General features: G+C 66.0%; 18 protein-coding genes and 1 pseudogene. 11 read left to right on the forward strand and 8 right to left on the reverse strand.

Features of this window, described 5'->3' with window-relative positions; translation table 11 throughout:
* Positions 1–49: 49 nt before the first annotated feature.
* The gene (locus tag A5753_RS16525) at positions 50–736 is read left to right on the forward strand and encodes a DUF427 domain-containing protein (RefSeq protein WP_067130237.1); all 687 of its coding nucleotides are present in this window, start codon (positions 50–52) and stop codon (positions 734–736) included.
* On the opposite strand, the gene A5753_RS16530 is transcribed toward A5753_RS16525, so the two are convergent.
* From A5753_RS16530 to A5753_RS16540, 3 genes are read right to left on the reverse strand one after another with little or no spacing between them, the layout of a single operon-like run.
* On the reverse strand, positions 675–1,910 hold the full coding sequence (locus tag A5753_RS16530) for an acyl-CoA dehydrogenase family protein (protein WP_067130240.1): 1,236 nt from the start codon (positions 1,908–1,910) through the stop codon (positions 675–677). The two genes, A5753_RS16525 and A5753_RS16530, sit on opposite strands and share 62 nt — an antisense overlap.
* 13 nt (positions 1,911–1,923) lie before the next feature.
* Positions 1,924–2,844, reverse strand: coding sequence for an LLM class F420-dependent oxidoreductase (locus tag A5753_RS16535; RefSeq protein WP_067130243.1), 921 nt, complete (start codon positions 2,842–2,844; stop codon positions 1,924–1,926).
* Between the two features lie 4 nt (positions 2,845–2,848).
* Positions 2,849–3,739, reverse strand: a complete 891-nt coding sequence (locus tag A5753_RS16540; protein WP_067130247.1) for an acyl-CoA thioesterase II — start codon at positions 3,737–3,739, stop codon at positions 2,849–2,851.
* 289 nt (positions 3,740–4,028) lie between these two features.
* On the opposite strand from A5753_RS16540, the gene A5753_RS16545 reads away from it, so the two are divergent.
* From A5753_RS16545 to A5753_RS24390, 5 genes and pseudogenes are all read left to right on the forward strand, one after another.
* Complete coding sequence (locus A5753_RS16545; protein ID WP_067130250.1) at positions 4,029–4,847, forward strand: SMP-30/gluconolactonase/LRE family protein; 819 nt, start codon at positions 4,029–4,031, stop codon at positions 4,845–4,847.
* 15 nt (positions 4,848–4,862) lie between these two features.
* Positions 4,863–5,696, forward strand: a complete 834-nt coding sequence (locus A5753_RS16550; protein ID WP_067130253.1) for a thioesterase family protein — start codon at positions 4,863–4,865, stop codon at positions 5,694–5,696.
* 52 nt (positions 5,697–5,748) lie between these two features.
* Positions 5,749–6,294, forward strand: a complete 546-nt coding sequence (locus A5753_RS16555) for a TetR/AcrR family transcriptional regulator (RefSeq protein WP_065056844.1) — start codon at positions 5,749–5,751, stop codon at positions 6,292–6,294.
* A 201-nt stretch (positions 6,295–6,495) separates the two neighbouring features.
* Positions 6,496–7,275, forward strand: a complete 780-nt coding sequence (locus A5753_RS25235; RefSeq protein ID WP_369829328.1) for a hypothetical protein — start codon at positions 6,496–6,498, stop codon at positions 7,273–7,275.
* Between the two features lie 105 nt (positions 7,276–7,380).
* Positions 7,381–7,707, forward strand: a pseudogene (locus A5753_RS24390) (peptidase M42); the annotation flags it as partial.
* On the opposite strand, the gene A5753_RS16565 reads toward A5753_RS24390, so the two are convergent.
* Positions 7,704–8,276 carry a TetR/AcrR family transcriptional regulator gene (locus A5753_RS16565; protein ID WP_197694722.1) on the reverse strand — a complete coding sequence of 191 codons (573 nt, stop codon included), beginning with the start codon at positions 8,274–8,276 and terminating at the stop codon, positions 7,704–7,706. The pseudogene A5753_RS24390 and the gene A5753_RS16565 overlap by 4 nt on opposite strands.
* Positions 8,277–8,649: 373 nt before the next feature.
* Between A5753_RS16565 and A5753_RS16570 the strand changes: the two genes are divergently transcribed.
* Positions 8,650–9,612 carry an NAD(P)/FAD-dependent oxidoreductase gene (locus A5753_RS16570; RefSeq protein WP_067130262.1) on the forward strand — a complete coding sequence of 321 codons (963 nt, stop codon included), beginning with the start codon at positions 8,650–8,652 and terminating at the stop codon, positions 9,610–9,612.
* A 100-nt stretch (positions 9,613–9,712) separates the two neighbouring features.
* Positions 9,713–10,387 (forward strand): class I SAM-dependent methyltransferase, encoded by a 675-nt coding sequence (locus A5753_RS16575; protein WP_231990097.1) that lies wholly within the window; start codon positions 9,713–9,715, stop codon positions 10,385–10,387.
* Between the two features lie 914 nt (positions 10,388–11,301).
* Here the strand turns inward: A5753_RS16575 and A5753_RS16580 are convergent.
* The 3 genes from A5753_RS16580 to A5753_RS16590 are packed head-to-tail and all read right to left on the reverse strand — an operon-like array spanning position 11,302 to position 14,521.
* Positions 11,302–12,642, reverse strand: coding sequence for an FAD-binding oxidoreductase (locus A5753_RS16580; protein ID WP_067130265.1), 1,341 nt, complete (start codon positions 12,640–12,642; stop codon positions 11,302–11,304).
* Between the two features lie 21 nt (positions 12,643–12,663).
* Positions 12,664–13,404: a glucose 1-dehydrogenase gene (locus A5753_RS16585; RefSeq protein ID WP_067130268.1), complete on the reverse strand. Its 741-nt coding sequence runs from the start codon at positions 13,402–13,404 to the stop codon at positions 12,664–12,666.
* Positions 13,405–13,420: 16 nt separating this feature from the next.
* The gene (locus A5753_RS16590; RefSeq protein WP_067130271.1) at positions 13,421–14,521 is read right to left on the reverse strand and encodes a diacylglycerol kinase; all 1,101 of its coding nucleotides are present in this window, start codon (positions 14,519–14,521) and stop codon (positions 13,421–13,423) included.
* 109 nt (positions 14,522–14,630) lie between these two features.
* Here A5753_RS16590 and A5753_RS16595 point away from each other — a divergent pair, with 109 nt between their 5' ends.
* Both A5753_RS16595 and A5753_RS16600 read left to right on the forward strand, forming a co-directional pair.
* Entirely contained in the window at positions 14,631–15,530 is a 900-nt protein-coding gene (locus A5753_RS16595) for an alpha/beta hydrolase (protein WP_067130274.1), read from the forward strand.
* Between the two features lie 73 nt (positions 15,531–15,603).
* Entirely contained in the window at positions 15,604–16,473 is an 870-nt protein-coding gene (locus A5753_RS16600) for an SAM-dependent methyltransferase (RefSeq protein WP_067130276.1), read from the forward strand.
* Between the two features lie 101 nt (positions 16,474–16,574).
* Here A5753_RS16600 and A5753_RS16605 read toward each other — a convergent pair whose 3' ends face one another.
* On the reverse strand, positions 16,575–17,210 hold the full coding sequence (locus tag A5753_RS16605; protein WP_064950964.1) for a TetR/AcrR family transcriptional regulator: 636 nt from the start codon (positions 17,208–17,210) through the stop codon (positions 16,575–16,577).
* 157 nt (positions 17,211–17,367) lie between these two features.
* On the opposite strand from A5753_RS16605, the gene A5753_RS24395 reads away from it, so the two are divergent.
* Entirely contained in the window at positions 17,368–17,493 is a 126-nt protein-coding gene (locus A5753_RS24395) for a hypothetical protein (RefSeq protein WP_156656137.1), read from the forward strand.
* The last annotated feature ends 10 nt before the right edge of the window (positions 17,494–17,503 follow it).

Raw genomic sequence — 17,503 nt, forward strand, 5'->3', positions numbered from 1 at the left:
CGCTAGCGTGACGTTCAGAAAAGTTTGCGTGCGATGGAAGGCTTAGACCATGACTCTGGTGGCCGGGCGTGGTCCGCTCAGCAGCGATCCCGCGGGACGCTTCGCGCCCCCGATACCCGACGACGTCGTGTACGTCGAACCGCATCCCCGTCGCGTGCAGGCCGTCAAGGACGGCCGCGTGGTGATCGACACCGAGCGGGCGCTGATGGTGCACCGGCGCGGCCGGCCGCTGAGCTACGTCTTCCCGGCCGACGAGGTCGGCGATCTACCCGGCGAGCCGGAGCCCGAAGCGCGCGGTTTCGTCCAGGTGCCTTGGGACGCGGTCGACACCTGGCTGGAAGAAGGGCGCAAACTCGTGCACTACCCGCCCAATCCGTATCACCGCGTCGACTGCCGTCCGACGCAACGCCGCCTGCGCGTTCGCGTCGACGGCGCAACGCTGGTGGACACCGACGACACCGTCATCCTCTTCGAGACCGCGCTTGCCCCGCGGCTCTACGTCGACCCGGCACACGTGCGCACCGATCTGCTGCGGCGCTCCGAGACGTCGAGTTATTGCAATTACAAAGGGTTTGCGACGTATTGGTCGTTCGTCTCCGGTGATCATGTCGTCGAAGACGTCGCCTGGAGCTATCCTGGGCCGCCGCCGGAAAGCCTGCCCATCAAGGGATTCCTCAGTTTCGATGAAGCCCGCGTCGAGCTGGCGGCCGAGCTGCCGGCCAGCGACCGTAACTAGGGCGCCCGAGGCCCAGCTCGTGCTGGGCGATCATGTTGCGGAACACCTCCATCGTGCCGCCGTAGATGCCGGCGGGCACGCCGTGCCGGAAGATGAACTCGATGGCGCCATTATCAGCGAAGTCCGCGGAACCCGTTGTATCGGTGGGCAATGTCGAGGCCGTTCCCAGCAGGTCCATCAACTCCTGGGAGACCTCACGCATGGTCTGAATGAGCGCTACCCGTCCGTACATACCGGGGGTCGACATGGCCGCCTCGATGCGGGCCATGCAGCGCCCGAGCCGGTATTTCGTCGCGTCGTCGTCCATCGGGCGCCGCCCGGCCGCGTCGGGCTTCGACAGGACCGCCGCGACGCCGTCGGCCGCCTCGGCCATCAGGTGGCCGTGCTCTGACAACATCGAAATGTTCTGCAGGCCATGGTCTTCGGCGTCGGTAATGCCATGTTCGGCGTCGAGGGCGAACCGCATCACCGTCCAGCCGCCGTTGACCTCACCGATCCGATAGAGGTCATCGACCCGCACGTCGCTGTAATACACGATGTTGGTGCGGTCACCGTCCAGCGTGCGGATGCCCTGGATCTCGATGCCGTCGGAGTCCAACGGCACCAGGAACATCGTCAGGTTCTTGTGTTTACGTCCCTGCGGATCGGTGTTGGTGAGCAGGAAGACGTACTGGGCATTCTGTGCGTTCGAGGTGAACATCTTGGAGCCGTTGATGACCCAGCTCGATCCGTCCGCCTCGCGCACGGCTCGGGTCTTGCAGGTGGCGACGTCGGAGCCGCCCTCGGGCTCGGTGTAGCCCAGGCAGAGCCGGATCTCCCCGGACAGCACGCCCGGCAGTATCGCGTCGGCGAGTTCGGCCGCCCCGAATTGCTTCACCAACCGCGCGACGACCGCCGTGGTGCCCCAGTGGAACCAGGGCGTGTGAGCGCGACCGATCTCGAGGTGGAAGATCCGCCGGCGCACCGGAGTGAATCCCCCTTCGGACTCCAGCCAATAATCCGATGTCAGGTAGCCCTCTTTACCCAACGCCAAATGCACTTGCTCACTGAAGTTTTCGCCGGTCTCGCGGTCGCGTCGCCGCACTTCGTCGGTGACGTGTTCGGCGATGAACGCCCGGGTCCGGTCGAAAAAATCCTGATCCTCGGGCGAGAGCCTTACACGGGAGAAGTCCATTTGACGCCTTTGCTCACGCCGCGTCGACGACCAGGCTGCGGAACCGGTCCAGGGTCTCGAGCGCGTGCGTCATGCTGTCGCCGGGCAGGTGAACACTGACCCACGTCACGCCCAACTTCGCCAGGTCGTCCAACCCCTCGAGGTAAGCGTCGGCGTTGAAGTCATCGCTCGCCGGGCTGCCGCCCGCGACGTTGGTGAAGGTGATGTCGATCGCCGACCAATCCCGTTGTGCCGCATCGCATCTGCGCCGCAGATCGTCGATGCCGTCGGCGAGTTTCTGCACCGAGTCGATGACGGCGGTGCCGGCCGTCTGGGCCAGCTGCGGCGGTGCTGGGAACGGGCACCAGCCGTCACCGTACTGGGCCACCCGCTGCCGCGATGACGACGTATTGCCGCCAATCCAGATCGGCGGAGGCGGATCGCTGACCGGCCGGGGATGCGCGGTGATGCCACGCGCACTGAAATGCTTGCCCTCAAAGGAGATATCGTCGCCGGTCCAAATGGCCCGGATCACCTGAAGGGACTCCTCGAACAACTCGGCACGCTCGTCGAAGCTCACACCGAGCGCCGCGAACTCGCGCTTGAGGTAGCCCACGCCCACCGCGAGCGTGAACCGGCCACCGGAGAGCAGGTCCAGGGTAGCGCCGGACTTGGCCACCACGAACGGGTTTCGGTACGGCAGCACCACGATGTTGGGTATCAACCGCAGCGTGGACGTCGTCGCGGCCGCGAAACCCAAGGCGACAAAAGGATCCAGCGCATCGTGGCCGCCGGCCTCCAGCCATCGCTGCGAGGGCGCCGGGTGATCGGTGAAGCCGAAACCGTGAATCCCGGCCGCCTCGGCGGCCGCGGCCACCTTGCCGATACCGTCCCCACTGACCAGCTCCGGGTTGTACGGATGACTGTGCATCGGGTGGGTGATGGTGAACCGCATGGCCTTAGAACCGCGCGCGTGAGTCGATCGCCGTGTCGCTGGTGCGCAGCGGACGAATCAGCGCCTCCTGGGCGAACGAGGCCAGCAGCTCACCCTCTTGCGCGTGCACGGCGCCGCGCACGTACGACATCCCCGCACCCACCTGGGTGCTCTCGTGCGTGTAGAGCAGCCACCCGCTCCAGCTGACCGGTTCATGGAAGGCGACCGAGATGCTCATCGGTGCGGTGGACACGGTCAGGTGCGCCTGGGCGGTGCCGATGCCCTCATGCGCGCGCATGGTGGTCGAGATTCCGAGATGGCCGGTGAAGTACGCGAGCAGCGCCTTGGCCAGGTCGTCGCGGGTCGGGATCGGGTCGTAGTGCAGCCAGGCGTAGAGCTCCGGCGGGCCGACCTCATCGGGGCTGTTGACGTCGACGACGTCGACGAGGCGTAGCTCGCGACCAACCATCGGCATCGGTGAGGGGTGCGCGTCGGCCGGGGCGGCGACATCCGGGAGCGGCATGTGGTGGCGGATGACGTCGCCGGTCGGGACGTCGGCCAGCACCGTGATGCTGAGGCAACGCCGGCCGTTCTGGTGGACGGCGACGACGGCGGTGGCGGTGGAGCGGCCCTCGGCGACGACGTCGAGAACCAGTTCGATGGGCGGGCCGACGGTGATCGCCCGGGAGAACACCGCGTGGGCCGAGCGCACCGACTTGTCCGGAAATCGCTTCGCCACCGCGACAATCGCCTGCGCGAGTACCTGGGTGCCCTCGACCACCTGGCGTTCGTCGCCCGCGGCGATGCCGGTCTCACCGGTGAATCGGTCTTGCCCGTCGGCCTGCACGTCGAACAGATCCAGCAGGCCCTGCACGGTCCACTCGGTCTGCTCGGATTCTTCAGACGCCTTCGTCAACCCACTTCACCCTCTCGCGCTCGCGACTCAGCGCTCAGCGTGACACTTTGCGTAGGATTTGTAAAGCTTGGCTAACAAGACGATAGCTGAACCAGTCGGCCAAACGACCGAATACACGGGCAGGCAACGCAATTGGGCATTGCCGTCAACGCTTTAGAGACTGCGTTCACGCACTGCGTGGCCGTGGCGCGGGAGCTCGCCCGATCGGCAGATTGACACCGGTACCCGCGGTGCGTGACACTTTTTCGGTGTTTTGTAAAGTGGGCCGATTTGCCGAAGGCAGGGACGGATGATTCCCGAGCCGCTGGCCAACGGATTCTGCTTCGGCGAGGGCCCGCGCTGGTTCGAGGGCCTGCTGTGGTTCTCCGACATGCTGGGCGAAGCCGTCCATACCGCGACCATCGGCGGTTCGCTGACCACGCTGCCGCTGCCCGGGCACTCGCCGTCGGGTCTGGGCTTCCGGCCCGACGGGTCACTGTTGATCGCCTCGACCGAAGACCGGCAGGTGCTGCGCTATGACGGCGAAACCGTCGTCGCCATCGCCGATCTCGCCGACTTGGCGCCGGCCGCCCTCGGCGACATGGTCATCGACGACGCGGGCCGCGCCTACATCGGCTGCCAGGCCTTGCACGGCGGCGTCATCATTGCGCTGGACCCCGGCGACGGCGCCACCGTGGTGGCCGAAGACCTAGACTTCCCCAACGGCATGGCGATCACCCCGGATCGCAGGACGCTGATCGTCGCCGAATCAACGGGCCGGCGGCTGACCGCGTTCTCCATCGGCGACGACGGCGGATTGTCCGGCCGCCGGGTTTTCGCGGACGGCCTGGACGGCCCGCCCGACGGCATCGCGCTGGACGCCGACGGCGGGGTGTGGACCTCCATGACCCTGGCCCACCAGTTCGAGCGCATTGTGGCGGGCGGCACCGTGACCGATCGCATCGACATGGGCGAGCGGGTGGCGATCGCCTGCGCCCTCGGCGGTCCGCAGCGCCGCACTCTGTTTCTGCTGTCGAGTACGGAGGCATATCCTCAGCGCCTGATCGGCACCCGGCTTTCCCGGCTGGATGCCGTCACGGTGACCACCCCCGGCGCCGGCCTGCCCTGATCCGAGAGGTTGACGATGACCGACGCCTATTACGAGCTGATCGACCCGGCTGGCGGCGACGCCGCCGTCTTGGGCGAGAAGTTCCGGGCGACCGATCTGGCGCGGGGCACCTGGTCGGCGGCCATCCAGCACGGCGGTCCGGTATCGGCTCTGCTGGTCCGGTCCTTGGAGCGGTGCGAACAGCGCGACGACACGCGCCTGTCCCGGGTGGTCATCGACCTGCTGGGCGGGGTGCCGGCCGAGGGCGACCTGTGGGTCCGATCCGAGGTGCAACGCCCCGGCAAGCAGATCGAATTGCTCAGCGCGCAGATGCTGGCTCCCGGGCCCGACGGCACGGCGCGGCCGGTGGCGCGCGCCACCGGATGGCGGCTGCAGCACCAGGACACGCAGTCCCTGGCGCACGCCGCGGCCCCGCTGCCCCGGCCGCGGGCGCAGGCCTTCAACCGCAACCTCAAGGCGCGGGACTGGGACCGCAACTACGTGCACAGCCTGGAGTGGCTGTGGCTGACCGAGCCACTGAGCGAAGGCCCCGGCGAGTCCTGGATCAACCCGACCGTCGATCTCGTCAACGGCGAATCCATGACGCAGCTGGAACGGCTGTTCGCGGTGGCCGACTGCGCCAACGGCATCGGCAGCAAGTTGGACATCACCAAGTGGACGTTCCTCAACACCGATCTGGCCGTGCACGTGTTTCGGGTACCGGACGGCGACTGGATCGGCATTCGGGCGGAGACCAGCTACGGGCCGGACGGCATCGGGACAACCATCGGCACGTTGTTCGACGAGCAGGGCGCGGTCGGCGCCATCCAGCAGTCGGTGCTGGTGCGCCGGCGCCCGCCTCGGGCCTAACGTGGGAGCGAATGACCATGACACCTCGGCGGAACTTCGAAATGTTTGAATCATGAGCCAGCCGGCCAGGGCGACGACGATCGCCGACACCGACACCTCGACGCGTCAGCGGATTCTGGCGGCCACCGCCGAGGTGCTCGGCCGAAACGGCAAGACCAAGCTGAGCCTGTCCGACGTCGCCACCCAGGCGGGGGTGTCCCGCCCAACGCTGTATCGCTGGTTCGCCTCCAAAGAGGAGTTGCTGTCTGCGTTTTCGGCCTACGAGCGCCAGATCTTCGAAAGCGGTCTGGTGAAGGCCACCGCGGGCCTCAAAGGCGTCGACAAGCTCGATGCCGTGCTGCGGTTCATCGTCGAATACCAACATTCGTACTCCGGTGTGCGCATGGTCGACGTCGAGCCCGAGCACACCATCGCCCAGTTCTCCTGGGTCATCCCGCAGATGCGCGAGGGCCTGCAACGCCACCTGCCCGGGCCCAACGCGGCGGTCAAAGCGGCGACGGTCATCCGGATTGCGATATCGCACTACATCGTGCGCAGCGATGACGCCGAACAGTTTCTGGCGCAGCTGCGCCACGCGGTGGGAATCAAGGGCAGCTGACTCGCCGAGTGTTTTGCGTTTGACCAAACTCCACCGACATCGCGCCTGATGGTTGCAAACAGGTGCGACAAGACATTGTGGGTTCGCTGCAGTGAGACCGCGTTGCGTGACCGCTGGACCGTGCGGATGTTGAGCCAGTAATCGCCCGTGGCCGATTCGTATCCTTGACTGAGGATCTGCTGGACCGAAAGGGCTTCCCAGGTGACCAACTTCGAGGCTGCCGGTGGCCAGTTCTGGCTGCCCGATTATCCCGAAGTTGTGATTCAGGGAACTTTCACCGCTACTGCAGGTGAGCAGGCCGAGGTAGCCCTGGAAGGCGGCCTACCGATACGACTACTCCCGGGAGGCCAACCGCCGGTACCCGCCGCGAAGGTGGGCGACATCGCTGGCGTGATGAGATCACATGCTGCGGGCTCGGCCGCGAGATTTCGTCCAGTGACGGTCGCCGGTCAACTCGCAAGCGGTGAGTTTGTCACCCTCCTGACCGCGCCCAATTTTGGCGGCCCGGGCTCGGTACCGCGCTATGTCGCTTCGGCAACCGTCATCGGAGCCGTCCCCGTGACATCCGATCAGACCTACAGCGCCGTTCGATTTCTCCTTGACAATCCGCTTTGGCTTGCCCACCTCACAGATGGCGATTCTGCTCCCGTTGAAGATGACCAGTCGGTGCTCAGTGTCGAGGCTTCCCCGGACGGGAACTGGCTGGTATACGAGTCGTCGTCCCCGGTAAGCCTGCGGCAGATCGAAAGTCGAGTTGTATCAGGATGTCTCGCGCTGGCCTTGTTCTCGCGCCCAGAACGGTCACGATGCTGTACGGCCCTGGGACACAACGGTATTTGCAATCTTCGGCGATCTAAAGCTGGATCCTGGCGATGTCGCTATTCTCGAACAACTGTGGAACCAGACGTAGTCCGAAAATGGCGACAATCCGTTCCGACACAAGAAGTCTCGAATAGCAAGCGGACGTCACCCAGCAACTGATTCTCCGTTCGTTGCTTTCACCTGTCGAGATGCAGCGAAGATTGACAGGACACGCCGGGCTACGTTGACAAGACTTCGCCGTGTCGCGAGAGCTTGTTAATCTTCGTTGCACTTGAGGTCGGTCCGCCCGAAGCGGAGTAGGGCACCACTGTCGGCTGCGGGCCGATTGTCGGCTACAGCGATGCACAATGCGGCTACGACAAAGGTGTTTCGGACCAATTGATGGGTGTGGCAACGGAATTGGATTGTCACCCCAAGGCCGCTGTGCTTGGCGCGTTTGAGTCCGACGCGTCACACGCAAAAGGCGAGCGGCGTGTCGCCGCGGGCGGGCTGCTGTGCCCGCCGACGCTGAGCACGCATGGCTACGAGGTCATTCGCCGCGACACGATCCCGGAAATGCGCGCGGTCCTCGTCGCATTCCTGTTGTGCTAGGGAGCCGGGCGGATGCCGCGCTCGAAGGTCCGGGTGATCAGTGGCGCGACGGTGTGCCGCGGCAGTGCACCGGCCATGGCTTGCTCACAGCCTCGCAGGATCAATCCGTAGAGCGCGTGCCGGATCCAGGTCTGGTTGAGGTCAGAGTCGAACACGCCTTCGTCCTGTCCCCGTGTGATCAGGTTGATCACCAACTCCTCGTTCGGGGACTGGGCTGGTGGGATATCGCGGAGCACAGCCGGGTCACCGAAGAGGAAGACCAGACGTTCACCGATTGAGACGGCGGCGGTGATGAATCGCCGCATCGCATCGACTGCGGGTCCGTCGTCGGTGGCGGCCTCGTCCACCGCTTCAGTGAGCACGCGGATCGAGTCCAGGGTCGCCTCGTAGATCAGCGTCTCGCGGTCGGCGAAGTAGCGGTGCAGCGTGGTGCGGCCGACCCCGGCCATGGTGGCGATCTCCGGCATGGTGGCGGTCCGGTTCGCGGCCAGCGCAGAGGCCGTAGCAGCGAGGATCGCGGCTCTGGTGCGCGCTTGCACACCCGAGAGTTGCTTTGTCGAGACGGACACGATGTGATCTTAGCCTGCCCGGAATAGAACGTTGACGTTCCGCTATTGAACGGTTATGTTCGTTTAGACGCATTTCAACCAGGTCGGCACTAGCGGGGTTGAGGCGCATGACGGCGTCCTCGACACCGGGGACCGGAAAAGGTGGTCGGGAAGTGATGCGCACTCTTCGCACGCTGCAGCTTGCATGGATACCGCCGGTGTTGGTGTGCCGGAGCCGTAGTGCCCGCCGCCGATGACGACTTTTCAAAGGAGAGGTATGCCAGTCTCCGGCCAGGCCTGGCTGAACGGCTTCCCCGTGCGGGTGGAAGCCCTCGGGAAGGACACGCGCAAAACCGACCCCGTCAACGCTCCAAACAATTGGGAGGATTAGGTCATGAACTCGATATGGGACTGCGTCGTCGTCGGTGGCGGAGCCGCGGGCTTGAGCGCGGGTCTGGTACTGGGTCGGGCGCGGCGGCGAACGCTGCTGGTCGACGCGGGTCAGCAGAGCAACCTGGCCGCTCACGGCATCGGCGGGTTGTTGGGTCAGGACGGCCGACCGCCGGGCGAGCTGTACGAGGCCGGGCGCCGCGAGATTGCCGCCTACCCGTCCGTCGAAGTGCGAGCCGGTGAGGTGGTGGCGGGTGAGCGCGCCGGCGATGTGTTCGAACTGGAACTGTCCGACGGTCGGCGTGAACGCACGCGTCGGGTGCTGCTGGCCACTGGCATGGAGTACCGGCCGCCTGCGCTGCCCGGGCTCGCGGAGTTGTGGGGGCGGTCGGTATTTCACTGCCCGTTCTGCCACGGCTGGGAGGTTCGCGATCAACCGTTGGCGGTATTGGCGAACGGTGAGCGGGCAGTGCGTTCGTCGTTATTGCTGAGGGGATGGAGCGACGACGTTGTGCTCCTGACTGGAGGGCCTGCGGAGCTCGATGGTGACGCCCGATCCCGGTTGGCCGCAGCACGCGTCGTGATCGACGAGCGGCCCGTTGCCGAACTCGCCTCAAGCAACGGCGAATTGGAAGCCATTGTGTTCACCGACGGAACTCGGCTGGCACGCAGCGGTCTGCTCGTCGCGACGACACTGCATCAGCGGTCGCAGCTGGGTGAACAGCTCGGGGTCGGGTTCGGTGAGCCGACGCCGGCGGCGGCGAATCCCATCGCAGTTGATGCGCTCTGTCGGACAACGGTTCCCGGAGTCTTCGCGGCCGGCGACAACGCCAGTGCGCAGATGCCGCAGGTGGCCTCGGCGATCGCGACAGGTTCGCTCGCGGCCGCCTCGGTTGTGCAGAGTTTGGCCGAGGACGTCGGCTCACCGATACCGGAATGGACGAGACCACCGTCAACGGTGAGCTGAATCATGAACTGGAGTCCCGGGGCTTTGACGGCAATGACGGGCTCGAAAGCCACATCGCCACCACCGAACGACCCATCAGTCTGGAACACGTAATCGGCCCATGGACGTCACACAACCGACCAACGACGAGCAGACCAAGCACTGGAACACAACAGCTGGATGCGCCTGGGTCGACGCGCAGGACCTGCTGGACCAGATGATGAAGGGATTGGAAGACCTGCTCGTCGACGGCGTGGCTGCCGGATCGGGGCGGCGGGTGCTTGACGTCGGCTGCGGTACGGGCGGCACCACACTCGCCGTCGCGCGCAGGCTCGGCGCCGAGGGCCAGTGCGTCGGCGCCGACGTGTCCGATCCGATGATCGCCGCCGCCCGCGCCAGGGCCGAACGGGACGGCATACCAGCGAGTTTCATCCTCGCCGACGTGCAGACCCATCCGTTTGAGCGCGCGAGCGTCGACACGATCATCTCGCGATTCGGCGTCATGTTCTTCAACGACCCGGTCCAGGCCTTCGCGAACCTGCGGAGCGCCGCAACCGACCACGCCGCGCTTCACATCATCGCCTGGCGCAACGCCGCAGAGAATCCGTTCATGACGACCGGCCTGCGTGAGGCGGCCCCGCTGCTGCCGAACCTTCCCGCCCCCTGGCAGACGGCCCGGGACAGTTCTCCTTCGCCGACCCGCAACGGGTCGCTGCGATCCTCGACGCGGGTGGCTGGGCCGACGTCGACCTCCAGCCGATCGACGTCGAGTGCACCCTGCCCGAGCCGGAGTTGATCGGCTTCGTCACGCGGCTGGGTCCTGTCGGTCTGGCACTTCAAGGCGAGGGCGAGCGGACCCGCGCCCAAGTCATCGAGGCCGTCCGTCCCGCCTTTGATCCCTTTGTGCACGGAGCCGAGGTTCGGTACACCGCCGCGTGCTGGATGATCAGCGCCCAAGCGTCGGGATAACCGCCGACGCCAGACTGAATCACCTTCCCGCACAGCTATTTCCGCATCGGGTGCGGCCCATGGAAGTTTTCAGGAACTCCAAGGCTCGGGACTTGGCCGAATCTCCGTCGGGATTTCGTCGGCGGGTGCACGCCACGCGTGACGGACGTGTGCCGGTCGTTCGCCATCAACGGGGGCTCAGGTTCTACCACGATCGTCAGAGCGTCGAGATTGACAAGCGGTCGTCGCATATCCCGACAACTCCGGCCTGACCAGTGAGTTCAGTCCGAAATAGTTAGGCGGGCTGACAATTTTGTCAAACAATCAGTACACGTTTGTCAATCTTCACTGCATCTCGACATCACCACCGCCGATAATCACCGACTACGTCAACCGCGACAGGTGCAGCTGATGGGCCACGATGGTCGTCATAATCGCATACCCCGATGAACTGACATCGAGCGGACTAGGTGTGGGGGCCTGCTACCGGTCGCTGAAAAATGCGAACAATGGACAACCGGGAATCGACGCTATCGGAGGGCAGAGCCCGTCAACGTGGTAACCGACGACCTAACCTTTCCCGCCAAATTATCTCTCTCGTCTGATCTTTGCTGTCTGACTAGCCCCGAACCATCGCTCCACTGGACGACGAACGCATGCCAGCAGAATTTGTCGGTCATGAAGGCGTCGTGCCGTCGAGCCAGCCGCCCAAGAGTGTCGAGTGGCCCATCAGCTTGTGCCTTCTTCCGGTTTCATGCTCGCCTAATCGAAAAGCACCGCCGCATTAAGGAATCCCGTCGGGTCCAGCGCGGCCTTGATCGCGCGCATCGCGGCGATGTCGGCGGGCCCGCGGGACATGGCGAGGTAGGGCCGTTTGCGGCTGCCGACGCCATGTTCGGAGCTGACGTTGCCGCCGCAGTGCGCGATGAGATCCATCATCGGCTCATACAGCGCCCGCTCGCGATCGGCCGGGCAGCGCAGCACGTTCAAGTGCAGGTTGCCCTCGCCGATGTGGCCGAACAGCACCGGAAGTGCGTCGGGGGCATGTGTGTGCACCAAATCGGCTGCGCGGCTTTCGAATTCGCCGATCGCCGACAGTGGCAGCGAGACGTCGAATTTCAGCGGGGGCCCATACACTCCGAGCACGTCGGCCAGTGATTCGCGAACCTGCCATAACCGTTGCTGCGCAACAAGATCCACACCGACCGCGGGATCGCCGCGCATCGGCACCTCGTCGAGTAGCTCGGCGAGCCGCTCGGTCTGGTCGTGATCGGCGGCCAGTTCCACCAGCAGCAGCCACTCGCCGGCGACCGGGGCGCCGACGCCGCGGTGCTCGGCGGTCAGCGCGGCGGCGCGGGCGTCGATCAGTTCCAGGGCCGCGACGCCGTCCACGTCGCGGAAGGTGCGCCCGGCGGCCACCAGCGCGTCGAGGCTGTCGAAGCCGCAGATCGCGGTCACCCGGTGCGACGGGGTGGGGTGCAACCGCAGGTCCAACTCGGTGATGACGCCCAGCGTGCCCTCGGCGCCCACGAACAGCGCCGGCAGGTCGTAGCCGGTGTTGTCCCGGCGCACCCGGCTGTGCCGGCGCAGCAGCGTCCCGTCGGGCAGGGCCACCTCCACGCCCACCACCTGCTCGCCCATGTTGCCGTAGCGGACCGTGCGCAGGCCGCCGGCGTTCGTCGAGGCCATCCCGCCGACGGTCGCGCTGTCGCGTGCGGCCAGGTCCACGGCGAACACCAGTCCGGCCGCGGCCGCGGCGCGTTGCACCGCGGACAGGGTGGCCCCGGCGCCGGCCCGGATGCGGCGTTCGACGGTGTCGACGTCGCCGACGGCGTGCAGCCGCTCGGTGGACAACAACACGTCGTCGTGTTCGGGAACGGTGCCGGCCACCAGCGAGGTCCGGCCGCCTTGCACCGTCACGTGTGCCCCGGCCTCACCGCACACCCGCAGCACCTCGGCAACCTGTTCGGCCGTGCCCGGTCGCACCAGCGCGCTCGCCTTGCCCCGGTAGCGGCCGGTGTGGTCGACGCTGCGCGCCGCCAGCACGTCGGGGTCGGTGACGACGTGATTCGATCCGACCAGGCTCGCCAGGCTGCGCAGCATGATCGCGGTTATAGCACCGCCCTAGAACTCCTTGTGATTCACGTCGGTAACCAGGCCGCCGTCCATCACGTACTCGCTGCCTGTGGAGTAGGACGACTCGTCGCTGGCCAGAAAAAGCACGAAGGTCGCTACTTCCCGGACCTCGCCGGGACGCCCGAGCGGAATGGTCACCATGTCCTCGGGCAGGTGGGCGGTCATCGGGGTGCGGATGAAGCCGGGGTGCACCGAGTTCACCCGAATGTTGTGCGGCGCCAGCTCCAATGCCGCCGACTTCGCCAGCCCGCGCACGCCCCACTTCGAGGCGACGTAGGGATGCACCATGGGCGCGCCGCGCAGGCCCTCGATGGACGACACGTTGATGATCGACCCGCCGCCGGCCGCAATCATCGGCTCGACCGAGGCCCGCATGCCCAGGAACGTGCCGGTCAGGTTGACGTCAATCACCTTCTGCCACTTGGCCAGATCGAAGCTCTTCAGCGGGCCGAGCGCTACCGTTCCGGCGTTGTTGACCAGCACGTTGAGCTTGCCGAATTCGCCGACCGCGGTGGCGACGGCGGCGTCCCACTGGTCGGGTTGGGTGACGTCGAGGTGCACGTAGCGCGCGGAGTCGCCGATCTCGTCGGCCAGCGCCTTGCCCTGGTCGTCCAGGATGTCGCCGATAACGACCTTGGCGCCCTCCTCGACCAGCAGCCGCGCATCTTCGGCTCCCATACCGCCGGCGGCACCACTGATCAGCGCTACCTTGCCGTCTACCCGACCCACGCGGGTCTCCTTTCGTTTAGGTGGTCACCAAAGTGCTTGGTGCGTAAAGGCCTTTGCCCGTTACCAGCGGCAAATCGAGTGTGGTCCGAATGCCCGGCGGAGCCGCGATCACCGCGGGGATGGCGTTGACGACGCGGCCGGCGGCGCCCGCGATCGCCGCGTGGTTGTGGTCGCCCTTGCGGCTGCTCGGGATGATGTCCACCGCATAGGACGGCTCGCCGGTGATCTCGACGCGGTAGGAGCCGTCGCCCGCAGCGGGCTGGGGCAGGTCGGGGCGCAGGTCGGGCCGCAACCGGGTGACGTGCTCGATGACGATGGCGGGGTGGCCCTTCACCATGCCGCGAATCTCGAACTGCAGCACGGCAACCGTGCCCTTGGCCACATGGCCGACCGCGATGTCGAAATCCTCGGGGGCGGGCTCGCGCTGATAGGACTCGGCGATCTCGTCGACCTCGATGCCGAGGCCGGTGGCCAGCTGACGGATCGCGGTCCCCCAGGCGATACTGAGGATGCCCGGCTGCAGCAGCATCGGGATTTCGTCCATGGGCTTGCCGAACCCCATGTAGTCCATGACCTCGGTTCCGTTATACGACGCGTAGTCGTGAATCTCCATGCACCGCACCTGCTCGATGCGCTGACAGGTGCCGGCGAGCGCGAACGGAATCAGGTCGTTGGCGAATCCGGGGTCGACACCACTGATGAAGATGCTCGAATCGCCTTGCTTGGCAGCGTCTTCCACGCGGGCGATGTACTTCTCGGGCATGACGCCCCACGGGTACTGCAGCAGCCCGGGCGACGACCCGACGACGTTGATGCCGGCGGCCAGGATGCGCATGACGTCGGCCATCGCCTCGGGCAACCGGGTGTCGCCCATCGCGCAGTAGACGACGCAATCGGGCTTGGCGGCGATGATCGCGTCCAAGTCATCGACGGCCGCGACACCCGTGACGACGCCGGCGTCCAAACCGACGCCGCACAACTGGCCGGCGTCCCTACCCACCTTCTCGGGCGTCGAGACGCACACCCCGGTCAGCTCGAACTGCGGATTGGTGATGAGCTCGGCGAGGGCCAGCCCTCCGACGTTTCCGGTACCGACGTGCGCGACGCGGATCGCCATCAGAGTCTCCGTCCGTTGAGCGCTCAACTTTTCTAGACACTAGTCCATTAATTTCGAAGCGCATACCTGGCCGACTGATCCCGATCGTCCGGGGCAGAATCAATCACTGATGACACAGCGCGAAGACATTCGGTTCCCGTCCGGCGGCGCCATGATCAGCGCCTGGCTCTACCGACCCGAGGGGAGCGGACCCGCGCCGCTGCTGGTGATGGCGCACGGTCTGGGCGCGGTGCGCAGCATGCGACTGGACGCGTACGCCGAACGCTTCAGCGCGGCGGGGTACGCCTGCCTGGTGTTCGACTACCGAAACTTCGGGGACAGCGAGGGCCTGCCCCGTCAGGTCCTCGACGTCGACATGCAGCTCGCCGACTGGGCCGCGGCCATCGCCTATGCCCGCACCATCGAGAACATCGACCCCGATCGGATCGGGTTGTGGGGCACCTCTTTTGCGGGTGGTCACGTGATCGCCACCGCGGCGCGGCAGCCGGGCATCGCCGCGGCGGTCGCCCAATGCCCCTTCACCGACGGCCTCGCATCGGCGCGCACCATCAGCAACCCGCTGATCACCGGGCGCATCACCGCGCGGGCGGTGCGCGACGTGATGGCAAGCCGGCTGGGCAGGCCGCCGGTGATGGTCGCGACGGCCGGAAAGCCCGGCGAGGTCGCGTTGATGAACACACCCGACGCGTATGCGGGCTACTTGCGGTTGGTGCCCGACGGGATCGAAATGCGTAACGAGGTCGCTGCGCGAATCGCGTTGCAGGTCTTCAAATATCGCCCGGGCCGCTCCACGCCTAAGATCAGCTGCCCGATCCTGTTCTGTGTGTGCGAGGCCGACTCGGTGGCACCCGCGGCGGCGACGCTGCGTCACGCCGCCAAAGCCCCCCGCGGCGAGGTCAGGCTGTACCCCGAGGGGCATTTCGCGATCTACGTCGACGAAGCCTTCGAACGGGTCGTCGCGGACCAACTCGCGTTCCTCGACAAGCACCTGAAAGGTGGGCGCGCCTAGTGTTGCCGGCGAAGCCCCTCAGAAGGCTAACCGACCGGTAAGCAAACGGTCGTCCGAAGTTCAAGGAGACTCGATGACATCGCATCGGACTGCTCAACTCAGTGGAATTCCGCTGACCGCCTTGGGCGTGGCCATGATTCGAGCTCGTGAATCCGAACGCGAGGACAGGCTCTACGACGACCCTTACGCACCCGCTTTCGCCGAGGCTGCACGCGACGCGTTCCTTGACCCGAACGCGCCCCCCGAAGCCGCCGCGCAGTGGGCCCGGGTCGAGCAGCTTGTCGATCAGTTCTACGAGGGGCGGACCCTGGCAGTTCGCGCCGTCGATGACCGCGTCCATGCCTGGGTAGACGCAGGGGGAACGCAACTCGTCATGCTCGGTGCGGGCCTGGACACCAGGGCGTATCGGATGAGCCTCCCGGCCGACCTGCGGTGGTTCGAGCTCGATCTGCCGGAGATGTTCAAGTTCAAGGAGCCGGTGCTGAAAAGCCTTGACGCGGTACCGACCTGTGATCGCCGTGTCGTCGCGGCCGACCTGCGCACGGACTGGGCGCCGGCGCTGCTGGCTGCAGGGTACGACCCGGACCTACCGGCTGCGTGGATCGACGAGGGCGTGATCCCCTATCTGTCACAAGCAGAAGCGACCGAGGTCGCGAAGACGATCACGCGGCTTTCGGCGCCCGGCAGCGAGTTCGGGACCGTACGCGCCAAAGTGGATGAAACTCAACAGCGGTACCGCGACCTGAAGCGACTCGTCGCGACCGGCGCCGACGATCGACCAACTTTCCGAGGTCTGGGTCCCCAGGCTCAGGACTGGTTAGAGCACAACGGCTGGCGGACCGAGTTCCGCGCCTGGGACGAGAATGTCAAGCTCTACGGGCGTGCCGCAGCAATCACCGGAGACCCTACCAACGGCGCCATCCACGCCGTCCGCCGCGACTGAGCCGACCCACCCCTCCAAAGCGGCGCCGTCCGCGAAGCTTTCGACGTGGAATGTCAACTACAACTATCACCGGCCGCACAACGCCTTGGCCTCCTGCGCGCTTAAGGTCCCAGCGGAGACGTCGTGCGGATGGCTTCGTCGCGGATCAGCCCGCGCAGCAGCGCCGTGCTGAACTCAGCGGCGATCTCCTTGGCCGAGCGCCGGCCGCTGGGCCGCAGCCAGCGGTAGCTGCCCAGCGTCATGCCGATGTAGCCCAGCGCCAGCACGTGCGAGTCGCACGGATAGAACTCGCCATTGGCGATCCCGCGGTCGATCAGACCGTGCACGTGGTGATAGACCTGGGCTTCCTTTTCGCGGACCTCGGCGACCTGCTCGCTGGTGAACCATTCGGTGATGTAGGGCTGCTCCTGGAAGTACACCGCGGCCCGTTCGGGATCGCTGGCGATGCCGGTGAGCAGGCGAACCGTGTACTGGTAGAGAGCCTCGCGCGCCGTCCAGGACGGGTCGTCGTGCACGGCGGCGAGCGTGCCCTCGGCGGCCTGGCGGTAGATGTCGAACAAGATCAGCGACTTGCTGGCGTAATAGTGATAGACCGTCGCCTTGTTCAGGCCGATCACGTCGGCCACGTCGTCCATCCGGGTGCCGTGATAGCCGCGCGCAGCAAACAGCTTGGTGGCGACCGCCAGCAGCTCTTCGCGCCGGGTTAGCCCATTCGGGGTGATGCTGTCGGTGGGCATTTGTTCTCACTATCGTCGGTATGGCCAGGCCAGGCCGGTGCGGCCAGAATATCTATCAATCAACTGGTTGGACAGTTTATGCAAAACGCCGGGTGTCACGCGCGGGCGTATGCGACTAGACTCCTCATCGAACGAGATGAGTCGAGAGGTGGGGCCGATGGATCCGAGTCCGGATTACGACGCGAGCGACGAGATCGAGTTTTTCCTTCGGTACGTCCCCTGGGGCCTGCGCGGGGTTGTCGACGGCAACGGATACCCGCCCCAGGCTTACCCGCCCGTCTAAACTGCCGGCG

Origin of the sequence: Mycobacterium sp. 852002-51971_SCH5477799-a (assembly GCF_001667145.1) — a bacterium.
Classification (GTDB): domain Bacteria; phylum Actinomycetota; class Actinomycetes; order Mycobacteriales; family Mycobacteriaceae; genus Mycobacterium.

Bases quoted from the DNA above. Each gene is read 5' to 3' on its own strand.
- A5753_RS16595 (WP_067130274.1), top strand. From the start codon at position 14,631: ATGACACAGCGCGAAGACATTCGGTTCCCGTCCGGCGGCGCCATGATC.
- A5753_RS16555 (WP_065056844.1), top strand. From the start codon at position 5,749: ATGAGCCAGCCGGCCAGGGCGACGACGATCGCCGACACCGACACCTCG.
- A5753_RS16535 (WP_067130243.1), bottom strand. From the start codon at position 2,844: ATGCGGTTCACCATCACCCACCCGATGCACAGTCATCCGTACAACCCG.
- A5753_RS16530 (WP_067130240.1), bottom strand. From the start codon at position 1,910: ATGGACTTCTCCCGTGTAAGGCTCTCGCCCGAGGATCAGGATTTTTTC.
- A5753_RS16550 (WP_067130253.1), top strand. From the start codon at position 4,863: ATGACCGACGCCTATTACGAGCTGATCGACCCGGCTGGCGGCGACGCC.
- A5753_RS16525 (WP_067130237.1), top strand. From the start codon at position 50: ATGACTCTGGTGGCCGGGCGTGGTCCGCTCAGCAGCGATCCCGCGGGA.
- A5753_RS16600 (WP_067130276.1), top strand. From the start codon at position 15,604: ATGACATCGCATCGGACTGCTCAACTCAGTGGAATTCCGCTGACCGCC.
- A5753_RS16605 (WP_064950964.1), bottom strand. From the start codon at position 17,210: ATGCCCACCGACAGCATCACCCCGAATGGGCTAACCCGGCGCGAAGAG.
- A5753_RS16545 (WP_067130250.1), top strand. From the start codon at position 4,029: ATGATTCCCGAGCCGCTGGCCAACGGATTCTGCTTCGGCGAGGGCCCG.
- A5753_RS16570 (WP_067130262.1), top strand. From the start codon at position 8,650: ATGAACTCGATATGGGACTGCGTCGTCGTCGGTGGCGGAGCCGCGGGC.
- A5753_RS16590 (WP_067130271.1), bottom strand. From the start codon at position 14,521: ATGGCGATCCGCGTCGCGCACGTCGGTACCGGAAACGTCGGAGGGCTG.
- A5753_RS24395 (WP_156656137.1), top strand. From the start codon at position 17,368: ATGGATCCGAGTCCGGATTACGACGCGAGCGACGAGATCGAGTTTTTC.
- A5753_RS16575 (WP_231990097.1), top strand. From the start codon at position 9,713: ATGGACGTCACACAACCGACCAACGACGAGCAGACCAAGCACTGGAAC.
- A5753_RS16580 (WP_067130265.1), bottom strand. From the start codon at position 12,642: ATGCTGCGCAGCCTGGCGAGCCTGGTCGGATCGAATCACGTCGTCACC.